The organism is Falsiroseomonas oryzae (assembly GCF_027856955.1).
In the GTDB taxonomy this organism is placed as follows: domain Bacteria; phylum Pseudomonadota; class Alphaproteobacteria; order Acetobacterales; family Acetobacteraceae; genus Falsiroseomonas; species Falsiroseomonas oryzae.
The window spans coordinates 1-17,676 of the sequence record NZ_JAPSMD010000073.1 but is presented as its reverse complement, the minus strand read 5'-3'; the positions used below and the strand labels follow the sequence as shown (position 1 = coordinate 17,676).

The window sequence follows — 17,676 nt, the reverse complement described above, 5'->3', positions numbered from 1 at the left end:
TGCCGCCGCCGCCGGGACCGGCCGCCCGCGCCGGCCTGGCGCGCTGGCGCTGGCGCCTGCGGGAGGTGCCGGCGACGCCCTACGACGCGGTGCTGATGGTCTGGGCGCGGCTACGCGGACGGGCCTGACGGCGCCTCACTCCGGATTGGTCTGGCCGGGCACGACGCTGCCGGAACTGCCGTGGTTTCGGCAGCTCTCGCCGCGTGAGCGGCCGTGGGGTGGGCGGCCCCGCCTTCGCGATCCGCGTCAGCCGTTGAAGCGGGCGTCGCGCGTGGCCTGGATGGCCTGGTAGGCGGCGCGGACGGGGGCGGTGCCGTGCACGCGCTCGAGCCTGCGGACGGTGAAGTGGCCCTGGCCGACGCCGCGGAAATGCTCGAGGAAGGCGAGGTTCACCGCCGCGCCTGCCGCCGCGCCGAGCAGCGGCGCGGCCTGGGCGGAGAGCTTCAGCGCCACGGGGCCGCCGAAGCGCGCCGCGACCGCACCGACGAAGCCGGGCAGCAGCATGCCGGAGACGCCGCGGCCGACCGCGCCCTTCAGCGCCTCCGCCAGGGCGAGGCGGACGGCGAAGTAGCCGCTCTCCGCCGCGTCGTCGCGCGGGTCGCGGCCGCCGAGGGCGAAGACCTTGAGGCATTCGGCGGCGATCTCGGGCCGGGCCAGGTCCTCGCCGTTCTCGGCCGCGATGGCGGCGATCTGGCGCAACAGCAGCGTGGTGGAGACCGGCAGTTCCAGCAGCGTGCCGGGCAGGCCGAAGGCGCCGCCGGCCGCGCCGGTCGCGGCGGCGAGGCCGCGATGGAACCAGGAGCTGTCCATGGTGCCGGGCGTGCGGGCGGGGTCGGATTTCAGCGCGGCCGTCATCGCGGCCGACAGCGCGCGGCGCACGGCGCCGTCGATCATGCCCTGGGCAGCGCCGGGCAGGCGCGACTTCAGCGCCTCCACCGGCGTGCCGACGAGGGACGCGAGGCGCGCGGCGTAGGAGAGGTCCTCGAGCTGCGCGACGGCGCGGGCGAGTTCGGACCGGGCGGCCTCCGGCAGCTCGGCCGGGGCGGGGAGGGTCATGGCAGCTGACATCGTGCCGGGGATATGGGGAGGCGGAGGGCGCGCTTACACGGCGCGCGGCGCGGTGTGATCGCGGAGCCAGGCGGCGAATTCGTCCTCCGTCATCTCGCCGGCGGCGAGGTCGAGCATGGCGACGGCGCTCTCGGCGTCCGAGGCGCGCAGGTCCAGCCCGTTCAGGATCAGGAAGGTCTCCACCGCGACGAAGGCGGTCCGCTTGTCGCCGTCCACGAAGGGATGGTTGCGCGCGATGCCAGGCCCCAGCGCGGCGGCCAGGGCACAGCGATCCTCCACGCCGTAGCTCCAGGCATGGCGCGGGCGGGCCAGGGCGCTTTCGAGCAGTCCCACATCGCGCACGCCGTCCGCCCCGCCGTGCTCGGCGACCTGTTCCTCGTGGATGGCGAGGGCAAGCGCCGGCCCGATCCACTCGGGCTCGGCGGTCACTTCGCGAGTTCGCGCAGGACGGTCCGGCGGCGGCGCATCACCTCGCGCGCCACGTCCATCTGCCGCTCGAAATCGGGATCGGCGCGGGTCAGCCGGAAGCCGTCCGAGGTCTCCACCACGTTCAGCGTATCGCCTTCGCGCAGTCCCAGCCTTGTCAGCAGCTCCTTCGGGAACACCACCCCGACCGAGTTGCCGACCGACCGCAGCTTCACGCTTGCCATGGCGTCCTCCGCGTTTCCACGGACGTTATAACCTGGCAGCCTCCGCCGTGTCCACGCCTGTTATCACAGGATGAACCGACTCAGATCCGCGCTCGCCGCCAGGGGTGCGACGCGGCCGCGGACCAACTCGCCATCCACCCTGATCGTCTCGCCGCCGCGATCGCTGGCGGTGAAGCTGATCTCGTCCAGCAGCCGTTCCATCACCGTCGCCAGGCGGCGCGCGCCGATGTTCTCGACCGTCGCGTTGATCTCGGCGGCGAGCTCGGCCATCGCGTCCACCGCGTCGTCGGTGACGGCGAGCGTCACGCCCTCCGTCCCCAGCAGCGCGACATACTGCTTCACCAGCGAATGCTCGGGCTCCGTCAGGATGCGGCGGAAATCCTCCTGGGTCAGCGCCTTCAGCTCCACGCGGATCGGCAGGCGGCCCTGCAACTCCGGCAGCAGGTCGGACGGCTTCGCCATGTGGAAGGCGCCGGAAGCGATGAAGAGGATGTGGTCGGTCTTCACCGGGCCGTGCTTGGTGGTGACGGTCGTGCCCTCGATCAGCGGCAGCAGGTCGCGCTGCACGCCCTCGCGGGAGACGTCGCCGCCGCGGAAGCCGCCTTCGCCGGTTCGGGCGCAGACCTTGTCGATCTCGTCGATGAAGACGATGCCGTTGTTCTCGGCGTTCGCGATCGCGTCGCGGGTCAGCTGCTCCTGGTCCAGCAGCTTGTCCGCCTCGTCCTTCACCAGGGCGATGCGCGCCTCCGCCACCGACATCTTGCGGGGCTTGGTGCGGCCGCCGAACATCTTGCCGAGCATCTCCTGCATGTTCTGCATCTGGATGCCCTGCGCGCCGGGCAGGTCGATCATGCCGATCGGCAGGCCGCCGCCGGCATCGGCCAGCTGCACCTCCACCTCCCGCGTCTCGAGCTGGCCTTCGCGCAGCATGCGGCGGAACTTCATGCGGGTCTCGCCGGAGGCGCCCTCGCCGACCAGCGCGGTCACCAGCCGTTCCTCCGCCGCCAGCTCCGCCTTGGCCTGCACGTTGCGGCGGGCGACGTCGCGGGTCTGGGTGATGCTGGCCTCGACCAGGTCGCGGACAATGGATTCCACGTCGCGGCCGACATAGCCGACCTCGGTGAACTTCGTCGCCTCCACCTTCAGGAAGGGGGCGTTGGCCAGCTTGGCCAGGCGGCGCGCGATCTCGGTCTTGCCGCAGCCGGTGGGGCCGATCATCAGGATGTTCTTCGGCACCACCTCCTCGCGCAGGCCGGGCGCCAGCTGCTGGCGGCGCCAGCGGTTGCGCAGCGCGATGGCCACCGCACGCTTCGCCTCCTGCTGGCCGACGATGTGGCGGTCGAGCTCGCTGACGATCTCGCGCGGGCTCAGGTTGACGGATTCGCTCACTGTTCCAGGACTTCCAGGACGATGTTGCCGTTGGTGTAGACGCAGATGTCGCCGGCGATCTTCATGGCGCGACGGCAGATCTCCTCCGCCGTCAGGCCCTCCACCGGCAGCAGCGCGCGCGCCGCGGCCAGGGCGTAGTTGCCGCCGGATCCGATGCCGATCACCGCGTCCTCGGGCTCCAGCACGTCGCCCTGGCCGGTCAGCAGCAGCGAGCGCTTGCCGTCCGCCACGGCGAGCAGCGCCTCCAGCCGGCGCAGGTAGCGGTCGGTGCGCCAGTCCTTGGCGAGCTCGACGCAGGCGCGTTCCAGCTGGTCGGGGAAGCGTTCCAGCTTGGCTTCCAGGCGTTCGAGCAGGGTGAAGGCGTCGGCGGTGGCGCCGGCGAAGCCGGCGAGGACCTTGCCCTGGGCGATGCGGCGGACCTTGCGGGCATTGCCCTTCACCACCGTCTGGCCGAGCGAGACCTGGCCGTCGCCGGCCATGGCGACGCGGCCGTCGCGACGCACGCACAGGATGGTGGTGCCGTGCCAGCCGGCGAGGTCGTGTGGGGAACTATCCATGCCGGCGCATGTGGCGCCGGGCGGCGGCGAGGGCAAGCAGGCCCGCGCCGGGGCCGCGTGCCGCCCTCAGGCGCGCGGGGCGGTCCTGCGGCGGCGGAGGGCGCCCAGCCCGACCAGGGCCGAACCGAACAGCGCCAGCGTACCGGGCTCCGGAACGCTCACGCCGGTGTAGGTGTAGACCAGCGTGATGAAGGAGTAGGCGGCGTAGGTCGGGAAGGTGTTGGTCAGCTGTCCGTCGGACGGCGTGATGGACGTCTCCCGCACCATGTTCAGGCTGAGCGAGAGCGTCCCGGGGCCGAGGAACTCGCTCCAGATCCCGGTGGGCACGGTGACGTCGCCGGTCGTGCCGGTGCCGGACAGCACGGGCGTCGTGTAGATGTCGGCGCGCCGCATGCTCGGAGAGGTGTTCGTCGGACCGTCCACGTCGAGGGTCGCCAGCGTGGTGGGCACGGCGCCGACCGAGAGGGTGAAGTCGGTGCCGAGGATGATGGTGTAGACGCGCGCGTCGTTGGCCGATCCGGTGCGGTTCAGCGTTGCCTGCGCGTCGGACTGGCCGTCCAGCTTGACGGTGATCGCCGTCAGCGTGCCCGCCACGTTGAACCGGTTGAAGGTGAAGGACGTGGTCGTGCCGGTCGCCGGCAGGGCGGTCAGCGGATAGGTGGCGGTCTGGGTGATCGTGGTGGCCTGGGCGGCCGCCGCGAGCAGGGTAACCGCGGCCACGATCCCGAGAACCGGGCCGCTCAGCCTAATTTTTGGGAAAATCTTTGCCATGTCTCACACTGTTGCTTACCCGGAAAGCCTGGTCAAGCGCAACAGTGTAAGTATTCGTGAGGGGAAATGTAAGGTTTTGTTCGTCGAGTGTGATTCGTTACGCGGCGCGCCGGCGCCGCGCGACGGTCAGACCGGCCAGGCCGAGGCCGAACAGCGCCAGCGCCATCGGCTCCGGCACGGTGGTGACCGGGATCAGGTCCGAGGTCACCTCGAACTCGGCGATGTCGAAGCCGTCATAGGTGTCGAGCACCGCCCCGCCGGGCGGCACCTGCGGCACGTCCACCAGGCGGATGGAGTTGTAGGTGCCGCTGACGACCGTGAAGTTGAAGGTCGGGTTCGTACCGGCTGGGGCGCCGCCGTTCACATAGGCCGTCGAGATGATGGCGCCATTGACGCCCGACCAACCGGCAGTGTTCGGGAGATGGCCGTTGCGCATCGTGCCGACCTGCACCCAACCGGTCAGGTTGTTGCCGAGGAAGACGTTGGCGCTCTCGGGGAAGCCGGCGGTGCCACCGGTCAGCTCGATCGTCTGGCCGGCGGAAATGAAGCGGCCTGTCGGCGGGGAGATGAGGAGGTCGATGCTGCCGCCGCGGCCGAGCGAGAGGATCGACGTCAGGTTGTTGTCGAACATGTTGCCGATGATCGAGCGGCTCGCCGCCACGGTGAGCGACGTACCGCGCGGACCCTGGACCAAGGTGATCGCGGCGAATTCGGCGATCGTGTCGTGCACGATCGGCGAGGCCTGCGCCGGCAGGGCGGCGAAGGCGACGCTGCCGGCAACCAGAGCCACGGCGAGGATAGGGCGAGCCATCGAAGTCTCCGTCCAGCGCGGCGGGCCTTCCGGCACGCCGTCTCACGCAGTTAGTGCCATTGCGCGGCGCAAAAGTAAACGACCCGTGATCGATTCGATCGGCTGTCGTCCACAACCATGCCGCGCGGTTGTTGCCCGACAGGCAAGCAAGCTCCGTGCCGTTTTCACATGTGATTGATTCGAAACGGGAAAATATCCCGACGAAGGCGGGCTGCCGTGCGAACTGTCAAGAATCCCGACAGCCAGGGCCGATTCCCCGGCGCATGAGGGCGTTACGCAACATGCAAGTGCTTCCGCGCGCCCCGACGGCCAGCACAACGCCCGGTTTTCAGGCCCTGCCGGGCCTCGCCGCCGCCGATCGGCCGCCCTCCGGCGGGCTGGCGACTGACAAGGAATCCGACAGGTGGGAACGGCCGATCCCTCCCAGGCCCCTGATTTCGAGACAATTCTCGACGAAAATGGCCGGGCATGCCGAGGGCGATGCGAACCCCTCGCCAAGGCCGGCGGCTCGGCGTAAACCGCCGCCATGACGGGCAGCCGCAACCAGGACGGGAAGGGCCCCGCGCCACGGCGCGCGGAGATCCAGCGCGCCACCTCGGAAACCGAGATCAGGCTGGCGGTGGACCTCGACGGCACCGGCCAGGCGGAGATCGGGACCGGCGTCGGCTTCCTCGACCACATGCTGACCGCGCTGGCGCGCCATGCCCTGCTGGACCTGACGGTGGCGGCCAAGGGCGACCTGCACATCGACGACCACCACACGACCGAGGATGTCGGAATCGTGCTGGGCCAGGCGGTGCGCCAGGCGCTGGGCGACAAGCGCGGCATCCGGCGCTTCGGCCACAGCCTGCTGCCGATGGACGAAGCGCTGGCCGAAGCCGCGATCGACATCTCCGGCCGGCCGTTCCTGGCCTGGTCGGTGCCGTTCCAGCGCCCGAAGATCGGCAGCTTCGACACCGAGCTGGTTGAGGAATTCTTCCGCGCCTTCGCCTTCAATGCCGGGATCACCCTGCATGTCACCTTGAAGGCGGGCACCAACGCGCACCATGTCTCCGAGGCCTGTTTCAAGGCGGTGGCCCGTGCTCTGCGCATGGCGGTCGAACCCGACCCGCGCACACAGGGCGCCATCCCGTCCACCAAAGGCAGCCTGGAGGGCTGAGTGCGGCTCTACACGGTGCATGCCGAGCCCCCACGCCCGCCCGGGATCGAGGGCTGGCCCGAACCGAAGTCGCGCCCGCCCGTGCTGGTGCCGGAGCGGTTCGCGCTGTGGGCCTTCCTGTTCGGCTTCCTGTGGTTCCTCGTCGCCCGGCTGTGGTGGGAGGCGCTCGCCATGCTTGCGCTGACCGCCGCGGCGATCCTGCTGCTGCCGGCGCCCGCTGCCGGCATCGCCGTGGTCGCGCTGCACCTGCTGGCGGGGATGGAGGCGCGCAACCGCCAGCGCGCGCGGCTGGCGCGCCAGGGGCTGGCGGAGCTCGGCGTGGTCGCGGCGCCCGACCTGGACCTCGCCTGGTTCCGCCTGGGCCAGCAGCGGCCCGACCTGGTGAAGGCGCTGCCGTGAGGGTCTGCGTCGTGGACCCGGGCTCGGGCAACCTGGCCTCCGTGCGGCGCGCGCTGGAGCGCGTGGCGCGGGAGGAGGGGATCGCCGCCGAGATCGCGGTGACGACCGAGGCCGAGGCGGTGCGCGGCGCCGACCGCGTCATCCTGCCGGGCCAGGGCGCCTTCGCGGCCTGCCGGCGCGGCCTGGACGCCCTGCCCGGCATGCTGGACGCGCTGGACGAGGCCGTGTTCACGAAGGGGAAACCCTTTCTCGGCATCTGTGTCGGCATGCAGCTCATGGCCGAGCGCGGGCTGGAGCACGGCGTCACGCCGGGCCTGGGCTGGATCGCCGGCGAGATCGCGCCGATGGACCCGCACGGGCCGGACGGCGCCGAGCTGCCGCTGCCGCAGATGGGGTGGAATGCGCTGCACCTGGCCGCGCCGGCGCATCCCCTGCTGGACGGCCTGGCGGAGGGCGGCCACGCCTATTTCGTGCACTCCTACGCCCTGGCCGGCGGCCGGGAGGAGCAGCTGCTGGCCTCCGCCGAGTACGGCGGGCCGGTCGCCGCCATGGTTGGGCGCGACAACCTAGCAGGCACGCAGTTCCACGCCGAGAAGTCGGGCCAGGTGGGGCTGCGCATCCTGGCCAACTTCCTGGGATGGCGGCCATGAGCCAGCCCGGCCGCGCCCTGGCGCACACCCTGGCGGTGGAGATCGCCACCGCGCTGCAGCAGCACGACCTCGAGGACCTCTGCGAGGCGACGAACGCCGCCATCATCGAGGGCGGCGGCTTCGGCTGGGTGCAGAGCCAGGACAGGGCGGCGCTGGCGCGGCACTTCCGCGGCGTGCTGCTGGTGCCGGACCGCGTGCTGTTCCTGGCCCGGCTGGACGGCGTGGTGGTGGGCTCCGCCCAGCTGGTCCGCCCGCCCCGCAACAACGAGGCGCAGGCCTTCGCCGCGCAGATCACCCACGCCTACATCGCGCCCTATGCGCGCGGCTACGGCCTGGCGCGCAGCCTGCTGGCGCGCGTGGAGGAGCACGCCGCAGCGATGGGCTTCCGCGTGCTGAACCTCGATGTGCGGGAGACGCAGCAGCGCGCGATCGCGCTGTTCGAATCGCTCGGCTACGTGCGCTGGGGCACCCACCCCGCCTATGCCCGCGTGGATGGCCGCACGGTGGCCGGCCATTTCTACTACAAGCTGCTCGAGCCCGGCCGCGGCCGCTCGACCGGAAGCCTGATCGGCGGAGCCTGACCGCACCCATGGCCTTCGTGCTGTATCCCGCCATCGACCTGAAGGGCGGCCAGGTGGTGCGCCTGAGGCGCGGGGAGATGGACCAGGCGACGGTCTATGCCGAGGACCCGGCTGCGCAGGCCGCGTCCTTCGCCGCGCAGGGCTTCGCCTGGGTGCATGTGGTGGACCTGGACGGCGCCTTCGCCGGCCGCCCGGCCAATGCGGCGGCGGTGCGCGCGATCCTCTCGGCCGTGCCCGGCCTGCCGGTGCAGCTCGGCGGCGGCATCCGCGACATAAAGACGGCCGAGGCCTGGCTGGAGGCGGGCGTGGCGCGGATCATCCTGGGCTCCGCGGCGGTGAAGGACCCGGACTTCGCGCGCGCCGCGTGCCGCGCCTTCCCGGGCCGCGTCGCGCTGGGGATCGATGCGCGCGACGGCTTCGTCGCGACCGAAGGCTGGGCGGAGACCAGCGGCGTGACCGCGACCGAGCTTGCGCAACGCTACGCCGATGCCGCGCCCGCCGCGATCATCTATACCGACATCGCAAGGGACGGCATGCTGTCCGGCGTGAACGTCGAGCAGACAGCCGCGCTCGCGCGGGCCGTGCCGGTGCCGGTGATCGCCTCCGGCGGGGTTGCGGCGGTGGACGACATCGCGGCGTTGAAGGCAAGCGGCGCCGGGATCGCCGGCGCCATCCTGGGCCGGGCGCTGTACGACGGGCGCGTGGAGCCCGCGGCCGCGCTGGCCGCGGCGCGCGGCTGACCGGCGGCGCCATGACCCCGCGCCGCGCCGCGCCGCTCGGCTGGCTGCTTGGCGCGGCGCTGCTGGCCGGCTGCGCCGGGACGCAGACCGGCAGCGTTCCGGCCGTGCCCGAGCTTCCGCCGCTGCCGGCCGCCACCGGCGCGCCGCGGCCGGGCATCGGGGCTGCCGACATGCGGCAGCTGGTGGACCAGACGCTCTCGCCCTGGCGCTCCGTGGGGATGGTTGCGACCGATCCCGGCGGGCGCTGCACCGGCGCCGTGGTCGGGCCGCGCCAGGTGCTGACCGCCGCGCATTGCCTGCTGCACCCCACCAGCGGCGCGCCGCTGCCGCCGCAGCAGATCACCTACGTGATCGCGCCCTCGCGCCAGTTCCCGGGCCGGCGCGTCGCCGTGGCGTCCTACCTCACCGGCCCGAATTTCCGCGTGCGCCCGGGGATGCGCCCGGACCCGACCTCGCCGCCGGACAGCGACTGGGCCGTGCTGTTCCTCGACCCCGCCATCCCGGAAGCGCCGCCCGACTTCATCCTGCAGCTGGAGCGCGGACCGGTGCCCCCTGGCACGGAGATGGCGCTGGGCGGCTATCAGGCGGACCGGCCGGGGCTTCTGGTGGCCGACCTGGCCTGCAGGGTGCTGGGCTACGGGCAGGACCGGCAGGGACGGGTGATGCTGCGGCATTCCTGCACGGCCACCGGCGGATCCTCCGGCGGGCCGCTGCTGGTGCGGATGCCGGAGGGCAACTGGATGGTCGCCGGCGTCGGCTCCATGGCCATCAACAACCAGGCGGGCGGCTGGGCGGTGCCGACCTTCGCGATCTGGCGCGCCGTGGCCGAGATGCGGCGCTGATGCGCTGGCCGGCGCTGCTGGCCGGCCTTCTGGCGACCGGCCTGGCCGGCGTCGCGCCGGCCAACCCGCGACCCGGCGTCGGCACGCAGGATCAGCGGCAGGCGGTGGACGTCGCGGCGGCGCCCTGGCGGTCGCTGGGGCAGGTCGCGACGGAGCAGGGCGCGCGCTGCACCGGCGCTCTGATCGGCCCGCGCAGCGTGCTGACCGCCGCACATTGCGTGGTGCATCCGCAGACCGCCGCGGTGCTGGAGCCGCGCGACATCCACTTCGTGCCCTCCACCGCCGAGGCCGGCCGGCGCATCGCCGTGACGGGCATGCTGGTGGGCCCTGGCTTCCGCATCCTGCCCGGCCATCGCCCGGCGCCCGACATGGTGGCGGACTCGGACTGGGCCGTGCTGACGCTGGACGAGGCCGAGCCGGAAGCGGCGGAGGAGCTGTGGCTGTCGCTGCTGCCCGGGCTGGTGCCGCAGATGACGGAGGTCGCGCTGGGCGGCTACCAGCCCGATCGCGGGCCGGGGCTGGTGGCGCATCTCGGCTGCTACACGCTGGGCTATGCGCGCGCCCCGCGCGGCCAGGTGATGCTGCGCCATTCCTGCTCCGCCACCGGCGGGTCGAGCGGCGGCCCGTTGCTGGTGCAGCGGCCGGACGGCGACTGGATGGTGGCCGGCGTCGGCTCCCTGGCGTCCAACAACGAGGCCGGCGGCTGGGCGGTGCCGAGCCTGACGATCTGGCGCGTGCTGGCGGAGCTGCAGCGATAGGCCGCCGCGGCCCCGCCGCTGTCGTCAGGGACCGACGGCGGTGAAGGGCAGCGCCAGGAACGCCTTGGCGACGAAGGCATTGGCGAGATCCACGAAGAAGGACCCGGCCAGCGTGATCAGCAGGAAGGCCTTCGGGGCGGGTCCGTAGCGCTTCGCGATCTCGTCCATGGTCGCCATCGCGACCGGCATCGAGGACAGGCCGAAGCCGAGAAACCCGCCGGAGGCAACTGCCGCCTCGTAATCCTTCCCGAGCAGGCGGAACAGCACGAAGTAGGCGATCGCCACCGTCACGCCGACCTGGATGACGACATTGATCGCCAGCGGGACGATGATCTGCGCCACCGAGATCAGCGGCGTCGCCATCAGCGCCGTGACCAGGAAGAGCTGCAGGGCGACCGCGCCGCCGGTCTCGATCGGCTCGAAGGCCAGGCGAAACTTGAAGACGTCCGCCAGGTTGGTGATGACCACGCCCGCGATCATCGCCGAGAGGAAGCCCGGCAGCAGCAGCCCGGCGTCGCGGGCGAGATCGTTCAGCTTCTCGCCGAGATAGACCGAGAGCGCGATGACGAAGACCGAGCCGAGGATGCTCTCCAGGTGGTTCTGCCGGGGTTCGGCCACCGGGGGCGCGGCCGGCGGTTCAGCGAAGGTGATGTCGGTCCCGGCGCCCGGCCCGCTGACCAGTCGGTGCCGGCGCACGATCCAGCCCGTGACGGGACCGGCGACGAGGGCGCCCGACACCACCGCCAGCGTTGCCGCGCCGACGCCCACGATCTGCGCGCCGGGCAGGCCCTGCAGCTCCAGCTCGCGTGCCCAGGCCATGGCGGTGCCGGGCCCGCCGACGAAGGACAGCGACCCGGCCAGCACACCATAGGCGGGATGGGCACCCCAGGCCGCGGCGAAGCCGGCGCCGGCGAGGTTCTGGGCGATCAGCGCCACCACCGTCACGGCGCAGAGGATCAGCAGCGGCTTGCCGCCCGCCTTCAGCGCAGCCAGCTTCGCCGAGAGGCCGATGGAGGTGAAGAACACCAGCAGCAGCGCATCCCTCACCTTGGAGCCGAACGCCACATCCACCTTCAGCAGCAGTTGACCGGCCAGCACCAGCAGGGCGACGATCAGCGCGCCGACCACCGCATTCGGCATGTCGATCCGCCGCAGCGCCGGCACGGCCTCCCGCACGGCCTTCCCGACGAACAGGGCGATGATGCCGATCAGCATCGTCGAGAGTTCGCTGACTTCGTAGCGCACCATGTTCTCGCTCCAGGCCGGCAGGCACGTCCGCCGCGCGCGTGCCGCATGTCCACGTGTTCCGGCGGCCGGGCAGGCAGGCCCGGCCGCTTGGGGTCACCCTGGCGCTGTCGCGCCAGGATCATCGCTCCTTGGCGCTATTGCGCCAGGATCATGGCCCCCCGGCGCTATTGCGCCAGGATCATCGCGAAGTATCCGAACACCGTCAGCAGCACGCCGGAGACCGCATAGGCGACGGGGAAGCCGATCCAGGGCACGTTGGACTGGATCTCCACCGCCGCCTCGCGGCAGGGACCGCTGTGGCTGCGTGCGCCGGCCACGCCGCCCATCAGGATCGCCGGATTGAACTTGAAGACATAGAGCCCGATCATCCAGACGATGATGGGTGGCACGCTGCAGGCGACGAAGCCCACCAGGAAGATCTTGAGCGCCAGCACGCCCGTCAGTTGCGCCAGCAGCGAATTGCCGGCGTTGATCCCGACGATGGCGACGAAGACGATCAGGCCGAGATCCTCAAGCACGTTGCGCGCCGCGGCCGGCGTATTGCCGAAGAAGCGCAGCCGCGAGGCCAGCGAGGAGACGATCACGCCCGACACCAGCAGCCCGCCGGCATTGCCCAGCCCGACCTTGGCGCCGAAGGCCGGAAATTCGATCGCGCCGATCAGGAAGCCGAGGATCATGCCGAGCGACAGCGTCAGCAGATCCGTCGCGGTGGAGGGACGCACGACGCGGCCGAAGGCGTCGCCGATCTTCTGCACCGCGGACTTCAGCCCGACCACGGTGACCAGGTCCATGCGCTGCAGCGTGGTGTCCTTGCCGATCGGGATCGGCACGCCGGAGCGCTCCAGCCCGACGACCTGGATCTGGTCCGCGCCCGGCAGCGCGCGCCATTCCTCCCGCGTCTTCTTGAGCATCTCGCGGTTGGTGACCAGGATCTCCGCCCGGTCGAGCGGCAGGTCGAGTGCGGCGCGGTCCGAGACTTCCGGGCCGATCAGGCCCATCTTCTCCGTCATGGCTTCCCGACGACCGCCGAGGGCGATGATGTCGCCCGGCTGCAGCCGTTCGTTGAGCAGCGCGCCCATCGCCTGGCCATCGCGCACCAGGTTGACGAAGCGGTACTCCGGGTTGTCGCGCAGCAGGTCCTGCATGGTGCGCCCGACCCAGGCCTCGTTCTCCAGCCGATAGGCGCGCAGCCCGCCCGCGGTCCAGCCGGAGAGCGCCGGCGCGTCGCCCGAGGCGACGCCATGCTCCTTCTCGTACGCCTGGGCGGCCGCCTTCGCATCCAGCCCCCACCACTTCGGCAGGTATTTGGTGATCAGGATGATGCCGACGGTACCCCAGATGTAGGTGATGCCGTAGGACAGCGCGATCATCGCGCTGACCTGCTCGGCCGAGCTGCCCGGCGGCAGCGTGACGGCGCCCGCAAGGACGGCCTGCTCGGCGGAGCCGATCGCGGCCGACATGGTCTGCGAGCCCGCGAGGATGCCGCCCGCCGCGCCGGGCGGCAGGCCCATCACATTCGCCCCGATCACGCAGAGCGCCAGGCCGATGACGGAGGAGACGACCGCGAGCACGGTGAACTTGATCCCGTCGCCGCCCAGGCTGTTGACGAAGGACGGGCCGACGCGCAGCCCGACCCCGTACATGAACAGGTAGTAGAACAGGCTCTTGGTGAAGTTGTTCAGCTCGAGCTTGGCACCATAGGCCGAAGCCCAGACCGACAGGCCGCAGCCGACGATGATCGCGGAAGCCACCATGCCGAGGCCGTAGCCCGCGACGCTCTGCCGCCCGAGCCAGACGGCGAGCCCGACCGTCACGAACAGCAGGATGAAGGGGTTGGCGGCAAGCCAGAGGAAGAAGGCGTCCATGACCTGTCCTCCCTCAGCGCTTCGACTTCGCGGCGATCGCGTCCGGCTTCAGCAGCTTGAGGCCGCGCGTCCGCTCGTAGCCATGGATCTCCTTCACGTCGAGCTTGCGCATGAAGTCGATCGTCTCCTGCGTGATCACCTGGCCCGGCACCATGATCGGGAAGCCGGGCGGGTAGGGGATGACGAAGTTGGCGGACACCATCTCGGGCCCCTCCTTCAGCCGCCGGTCGCATTCCGCGCCGAACAGCGGGACGTAGTCGCAGAGTTCGGGGTGGTAGGCGCCGAAGAAGGCGCTGCGCATGTCGCCTTCCGGCGAATCGCGGCCGGCATCCTGGCGGAACACGTCGTGGAACCGGCTGAAGTTCGGCAGGTCCGGCACGTCGGTCATCAGCGACTTCACCCGCGCCGCGAAGGCCGCGCGTTCCGCCTCGCCGCCCGACTCCAGCCGCCGCTCGATGCCGTGGCAGATCTCGACCAGCACGCGGATCAGGTGTGCGACATCGCTGCGGGTGTTGTTGATGTTGGACTGCAGCAGGACGGAGTTGCGCGAGGTCTTGTTGAGCTGGATGTCGTACTGGCTGGCCAGCAGGCCCTTGAACTGCGTGCCGTCGAAGCCCGCGGTGCCGCAGACCAGCGTCATGCGCGTGGGGTCGAGGTAGAACTCGTCCTCGTGGATCGCCTTCACCACCGTCGCCCAGTTCGTGCCGGGCGCCAGGTAGTCCACGAAGCCGGACTGGCGGTACGCCGCCGGGATCATCCCGTCGGCGCCGAGCACGCGGAAGTACTTCGAGATCAGCGGATGGCTGTTCACCGTGGCGCGGATCGACAGCGCGATCTCGATCGCGTTCATCACGAGACCATACCCTTCCAGCTCCATCTGCCGCCGGGCAACGTCGAGGCTGGCGATCAGCTGCTGGTTCGGGCTGGTCGAGGCGTGGGTGAAGACCGCCTCGTGGAACTGCGCTTCCACCGTGTGGAAGTCCACGTCCTTCACCAGCAGCATCGAGCCCTGGCGGATGGCCGACATGGATTTGTGCGTCGAGTTGGTCTGGTAGACCCGCAGCCGCACCTTTCGCGGGTCCGGGATCAGCCGCGTCTCGAGCAGCACCTGGTCGGAAGGGTTGTCGCCAAGCGACGTGCGCTGCTTCTCATACGCCGCGACGGACGCCGGGTCGTGCAGCCAGCGCTCCAGGTCGGCAGCGGCGCCCATGGCCGTGCGCGGGCGCAGGAAGGGCGAGAAGCGCGCGAAGCCCGACCACGCCTCGTCCCAGAGGAAGATCAGGTCCGGCTTGATCGCCAGGCATTCCTCCATCACGCGCCGCACGTTGTACATGTGGCCGTCGAAGGTGCAGTTGGTCAGGTCCAGCATCTTCAGCCGGTCCAGCCGGCCTTCAGCCCGCAGCGTCAGCAGCGCCTTCTTGATGGTGGCCAGCGGCACCGCGCCGTACATCGAGTATTCCGTCATCGGGAAGGCTTCGACGTAGAAGGGCTGCGCGCCGGTCAGCACCATGCCGTAGTGGTGCGACTTGTGGCAGTTGCGGTCCACCACGACGATGTCGCCGGGCGCCGTCAGCGCCTGCACCGCCATCTTGTTGGAGGTGGAGGTGCCGTTGGTGACGAAGAAGACGTGGTCGGCGCCGAAGGCGCGCGCCGCCATCTCCTGCGCCTTCTTGATGTTGCCGGTCGGCTCCAGCAGGCTGTCCAGCCCGCCCGTCGTGGCGCTGCTCTCGGCCAGGAACAGGTTGATGCCGTAGAACTCGCCCATGTCGCGGATCCAGTCGGACTTGAACACCGACTTGCCGCGCGCGATGGGCAGCGCGTGGAAGGTGCCGATCGGGCGCTGCGCGTAGCGCTTCAGGTTGTCGAAGAAGGGCGTCTCGTAGCGGTCGCGCACGCCTTCCAGAACCGCCAGGTGCAGCTCCAGCGGCTCCTCGACCGAGTAGAAGATGCGACGCACGCAGTCGGCCGCCGGGTTTCCGGCGAGCGTCTCCACGTCGCGGTCCGACAGCAGGAACACGTCGAGTTCCGGGCGAATGCGCTTCAGCACGCCCGCGAGGCGCAGCGCGGAGGTGTCGGTCGTCTCCGGCTCGCCGAGCGGGTCGAGCACCGAGCGGAGGACCGGCGCGTCGTGCCGCGAGCGATAGGGGAAGCCCTCCGCCAGAACGACGGAGGCGATGGCCGGGTTGACCGCCACGGCGCAGACGGCGTCCTCGAAGGAGCCGACGAAGACCGGCTCGTAGACGAAGCTGTCCTCCGGGCGGCGCAGCCGCCGCATCTCCGCCGCCAGGGCGGGCCACCGCGCGGCGGGCTGGCTGTTGACGAAGAGCGCCTCGAAATACGGGCGGCGTGTGCCCGCGTGGTCCTCGTCGAGCGCGGGCGGCATGATGTCGACGACATCGCCGGGGGCGTGCTCGTCATGCAGGTCCCAGTCGCCCGGCCGCTCGCGATAGGACCGGGTGAGCAGCGCGTTGGAGATGCGCCGCGCCAGGCGCGCCGCGCTGCCGGCATCGTCGGTCGCGATCCGCTCGGCCAGCGTCGCCATCAGCCGCGGGCCGGGATAGGCGTGGTAGGCCTCCGTCGCGGCGAGCGCGGCGAGCGCCTGTTCCGCCGCGCCGCGGTTCGCCGCGCCGCGCAGCCAGGAGTCGACGAGATGCGTCAGGTCGCGCCACGCATCGGCGCGGCCGGCATGGATCCGCAGGAACTGGTCGATGCGTGGTGCGCCGTTACTCATGGAGATCTCCCCTCTGTCGAGCTGAGTGCCCTGCAGGCCGCTAGAAGCGCGCGATGGCGGATGCCTGCACGCGCTGTTCGATCCCGTAGCCGCCTTGGCCGGTCGGCGCCGCAGTCGCCCCGCCCTCGAGGTCGCGACGGAAGTAGATGTACTCGACGCCCACATCGAGCCATCCATTGCCGATCCGGCCGTCGCGCTCGGTGGCGAAGGGGCTCCAGATCAGGTTGACCACGCCCATCTGCATCTCGCGGTTCGCCGCGACGGCGCCTGCGCCGCCGGCGCTGAACTCCGAGACGAAGGCCGGATTGTCGAGACGCGCGTAGCTGTAGGCCATGTTCGTGCGCACGCTCGGCACCCAGTAGTGGCGGTAGCCGATCGTGGCCCCGTAGGTCGGCACGGGCGTGAGCGAGACGTCGGTCGCGCCTGGAAGGCCGATGCGGCTGTAGGCCGACTGGCCGGATGTCGCGGAGTCGAAGTAGCGTCCGATGCCCTCGCCGTAATAGGCCATGGCGAAAAGCTGGTCGGCGCCGAAGCCGGTCCACAGCCGCGCCATGTTGAGGTTGCCGCCCAGCGCGAAGCCGTAGCCGAAGCCATCGGACGAGCCCTTGGGTGTCGCCGCCGTGCCGTCGGTGTCGATGCGCAGCTGGCGCAGCAGGCCGCGAAGCGAGACGTCACCCGTTTCGCCACGCCAGCTCACCTTCCCGACGAGATCGGGGAAGGTCCCGGTCGCGGGGCTGGCGCCGCCATCGAGGCTGCTGTCCGGGTAGAAGACGCCAGCATTGCTCGTGTAGTCGGTGTACGGCGCCTCCAGCGAGACCATGCCGGTCACGCCGGGCGCGAGCCGCCCCGTGGCCCGGACCTGCGCCTGGCGCACGGCGGAGGCATTCAGGAAGGTGGCGTCCGTCAGCGTCTCCACCAGGCCGTCGTTCCAGACGCTGTTGGCCTGGCCGACGAGCACGCGGAACACATCGCCGCCGACCTCGACATAGGCCTGCCGCAGCCGCGGCATGTACCCCGAGGAGGTTGCCGCGCCGGAGGCGCTGGGCTGGTCGCCGGCGAAGTCGAACTCGATCCGGCTGTTGAGCGGGCCCCAGCCGGTCGGCGTCTGCGTGTCGAAGCCGATGCGCGACCGCCGCGCGCTGAACTGCGTGTCGCCGGACTGCTGGGTCGCGGCGCTGCCCGACAGGGGAATGCCCTGCACCGACGGCGCGTCGCTGCGGTTCACCATGTCGAGGTCGCCGAACAGGTTCGCCTTGACGAAGCCGTAGAGCCGCACGGAGGTATCCGTGCCCGGGATGCGCCAGGAGTTCGGCATGCTGCCGCGCAGCGCCTCGTCCACCTGCGCTCGGGTGATCGCGCGCTGCTCCTCGGGTGTGGGCGCAGGGGCGGCCGCCGGCGGCGCGACCGGAGGGGCGGCGGCCAGGCCAGGCGGACGGGCGGCTGGCGGCGGCGCAGGC

At 71.1% G+C, this 17,676-nt stretch carries 18 protein-coding genes; 7 read left to right on the top strand and 11 right to left on the bottom strand.

Features of this window, described 5'->3' with window-relative positions:
* Positions 1-246 precede the first annotated feature (246 nt).
* The 7 genes from OZN99_RS10165 to OZN99_RS10135 form a co-directional block, all read right to left on the bottom strand.
* Positions 247-1,056: an EcsC family protein gene (locus tag OZN99_RS10165; RefSeq protein ID WP_270935099.1), complete on the bottom strand. Its 810-nt coding sequence runs from the start codon at positions 1,054-1,056 to the stop codon at positions 247-249.
* Between the two features lie 45 nt (positions 1,057-1,101).
* Positions 1,102-1,497, bottom strand: a complete 396-nt coding sequence (locus OZN99_RS10160) for a type II toxin-antitoxin system death-on-curing family toxin (RefSeq protein WP_270935098.1) — start codon at positions 1,495-1,497, stop codon at positions 1,102-1,104.
* On the bottom strand, positions 1,494-1,718 hold the full coding sequence (locus tag OZN99_RS10155; RefSeq protein ID WP_270935097.1) for an AbrB/MazE/SpoVT family DNA-binding domain-containing protein: 225 nt from the start codon (positions 1,716-1,718) through the stop codon (positions 1,494-1,496). The genes OZN99_RS10160 and OZN99_RS10155 overlap by 4 nt, the downstream gene beginning before the upstream one ends.
* A gap of 63 nt (positions 1,719-1,781) precedes the next feature.
* Positions 1,782-3,107, bottom strand: a complete 1,326-nt coding sequence (hslU, locus tag OZN99_RS10150) for an ATP-dependent protease ATPase subunit HslU (RefSeq protein WP_270935096.1) — start codon at positions 3,105-3,107, stop codon at positions 1,782-1,784.
* Positions 3,104-3,664, bottom strand: a complete 561-nt coding sequence (gene hslV, locus OZN99_RS10145) for an ATP-dependent protease subunit HslV (RefSeq protein ID WP_270935095.1) — start codon at positions 3,662-3,664, stop codon at positions 3,104-3,106. Before hslV ends, hslU begins: the two co-directional genes overlap by 4 nt.
* A 66-nt stretch (positions 3,665-3,730) precedes the next feature.
* The gene (locus OZN99_RS10140) at positions 3,731-4,384 is read right to left on the bottom strand and encodes a choice-of-anchor E domain-containing protein (RefSeq protein ID WP_270935094.1); all 654 of its coding nucleotides are present in this window, start codon (positions 4,382-4,384) and stop codon (positions 3,731-3,733) included.
* Positions 4,385-4,532: 148 nt separating this feature from the next.
* Positions 4,533-5,246 carry a PEP-CTERM sorting domain-containing protein gene (locus tag OZN99_RS10135; RefSeq protein WP_270935093.1) on the bottom strand — a complete coding sequence of 238 codons (714 nt, stop codon included), beginning with the start codon at positions 5,244-5,246 and terminating at the stop codon, positions 4,533-4,535.
* Positions 5,247-5,772: 526 nt separating this feature from the next.
* Between OZN99_RS10135 and hisB the strand changes: the two genes are divergently transcribed.
* The 7 genes from hisB to OZN99_RS10100 are packed head-to-tail and all read left to right on the top strand — an operon-like array spanning position 5,773 to position 10,375.
* The gene (hisB, locus tag OZN99_RS10130) at positions 5,773-6,405 is read left to right on the top strand and encodes an imidazoleglycerol-phosphate dehydratase HisB (protein WP_270935092.1); all 633 of its coding nucleotides are present in this window, start codon (positions 5,773-5,775) and stop codon (positions 6,403-6,405) included.
* Positions 6,406-6,804, top strand: coding sequence for a DUF2628 domain-containing protein (locus tag OZN99_RS10125; protein ID WP_270935091.1), 399 nt, complete (start codon positions 6,406-6,408; stop codon positions 6,802-6,804).
* The gene (gene hisH / locus OZN99_RS10120; RefSeq protein ID WP_270935090.1) at positions 6,801-7,454 is read left to right on the top strand and encodes an imidazole glycerol phosphate synthase subunit HisH; all 654 of its coding nucleotides are present in this window, start codon (positions 6,801-6,803) and stop codon (positions 7,452-7,454) included. The genes OZN99_RS10125 and hisH overlap by 4 nt, the downstream gene beginning before the upstream one ends.
* A complete protein-coding gene (locus OZN99_RS10115) occupies positions 7,451-8,035 on the top strand; it encodes a GNAT family N-acetyltransferase (protein WP_270935089.1) in 585 nt (194 codons plus the stop codon). The genes hisH and OZN99_RS10115 overlap by 4 nt, the downstream gene beginning before the upstream one ends.
* A gap of 8 nt (positions 8,036-8,043) precedes the next feature.
* Positions 8,044-8,775 carry a 1-(5-phosphoribosyl)-5-[(5-phosphoribosylamino)methylideneamino]imidazole-4-carboxamide isomerase gene (gene hisA, locus OZN99_RS10110; protein WP_270935088.1) on the top strand — a complete coding sequence of 244 codons (732 nt, stop codon included), beginning with the start codon at positions 8,044-8,046 and terminating at the stop codon, positions 8,773-8,775.
* A gap of 11 nt (positions 8,776-8,786) precedes the next feature.
* Positions 8,787-9,617 carry a trypsin-like serine peptidase gene (locus OZN99_RS10105; protein WP_270935087.1) on the top strand — a complete coding sequence of 277 codons (831 nt, stop codon included), beginning with the start codon at positions 8,787-8,789 and terminating at the stop codon, positions 9,615-9,617.
* A complete protein-coding gene (locus tag OZN99_RS10100) occupies positions 9,617-10,375 on the top strand; it encodes a trypsin-like serine peptidase (protein ID WP_270935086.1) in 759 nt (252 codons plus the stop codon). The genes OZN99_RS10105 and OZN99_RS10100 overlap by 1 nt, the downstream gene beginning before the upstream one ends.
* A 24-nt stretch (positions 10,376-10,399) precedes the next feature.
* On the opposite strand, the gene OZN99_RS10095 is transcribed toward OZN99_RS10100, so the two are convergent.
* From OZN99_RS10095 to OZN99_RS10080, 4 genes are all read right to left on the bottom strand, one after another.
* On the bottom strand, positions 10,400-11,623 hold the full coding sequence (locus tag OZN99_RS10095) for a sodium/glutamate symporter (protein ID WP_270935085.1): 1,224 nt from the start codon (positions 11,621-11,623) through the stop codon (positions 10,400-10,402).
* Positions 11,624-11,787: 164 nt separating this feature from the next.
* Positions 11,788-13,488: an aspartate:alanine exchanger family transporter gene (locus tag OZN99_RS10090; RefSeq protein ID WP_270935084.1), complete on the bottom strand. Its 1,701-nt coding sequence runs from the start codon at positions 13,486-13,488 to the stop codon at positions 11,788-11,790.
* Positions 13,489-13,501: 13 nt separating this feature from the next.
* A complete protein-coding gene (locus OZN99_RS10085; protein ID WP_270935083.1) occupies positions 13,502-16,219 on the bottom strand; it encodes an aminotransferase class I/II-fold pyridoxal phosphate-dependent enzyme in 2,718 nt (905 codons plus the stop codon).
* 40 nt (positions 16,220-16,259) lie between these two features.
* On the bottom strand, positions 16,260-17,676 hold a 1,417-nt coding region (locus tag OZN99_RS10080), incomplete at its 5' end, for a DcaP family trimeric outer membrane transporter (protein ID WP_270935082.1).

Bases quoted from the DNA above. Each gene is read 5' to 3' on its own strand.
- OZN99_RS10155 (WP_270935097.1), bottom strand. From the start codon at position 1,718: ATGGCAAGCGTGAAGCTGCGGTCGGTCGGCAACTCGGTCGGGGTGGTG.
- hisB (WP_270935092.1), top strand. From the start codon at position 5,773: ATGACGGGCAGCCGCAACCAGGACGGGAAGGGCCCCGCGCCACGGCGC.
- hisA (WP_270935088.1), top strand. From the start codon at position 8,044: ATGGCCTTCGTGCTGTATCCCGCCATCGACCTGAAGGGCGGCCAGGTG.
- OZN99_RS10165 (WP_270935099.1), bottom strand. From the start codon at position 1,056: ATGACCCTCCCCGCCCCGGCCGAGCTGCCGGAGGCCGCCCGGTCCGAA.
- OZN99_RS10090 (WP_270935084.1), bottom strand. From the start codon at position 13,488: ATGGACGCCTTCTTCCTCTGGCTTGCCGCCAACCCCTTCATCCTGCTG.
- OZN99_RS10135 (WP_270935093.1), bottom strand. From the start codon at position 5,246: ATGGCTCGCCCTATCCTCGCCGTGGCTCTGGTTGCCGGCAGCGTCGCC.
- OZN99_RS10115 (WP_270935089.1), top strand. From the start codon at position 7,451: ATGAGCCAGCCCGGCCGCGCCCTGGCGCACACCCTGGCGGTGGAGATC.
- OZN99_RS10095 (WP_270935085.1), bottom strand. From the start codon at position 11,623: ATGGTGCGCTACGAAGTCAGCGAACTCTCGACGATGCTGATCGGCATC.
- OZN99_RS10105 (WP_270935087.1), top strand. From the start codon at position 8,787: ATGACCCCGCGCCGCGCCGCGCCGCTCGGCTGGCTGCTTGGCGCGGCG.
- hslV (WP_270935095.1), bottom strand. From the start codon at position 3,664: ATGGATAGTTCCCCACACGACCTCGCCGGCTGGCACGGCACCACCATC.
- OZN99_RS10085 (WP_270935083.1), bottom strand. From the start codon at position 16,219: ATGAGTAACGGCGCACCACGCATCGACCAGTTCCTGCGGATCCATGCC.
- OZN99_RS10100 (WP_270935086.1), top strand. From the start codon at position 9,617: ATGCGCTGGCCGGCGCTGCTGGCCGGCCTTCTGGCGACCGGCCTGGCC.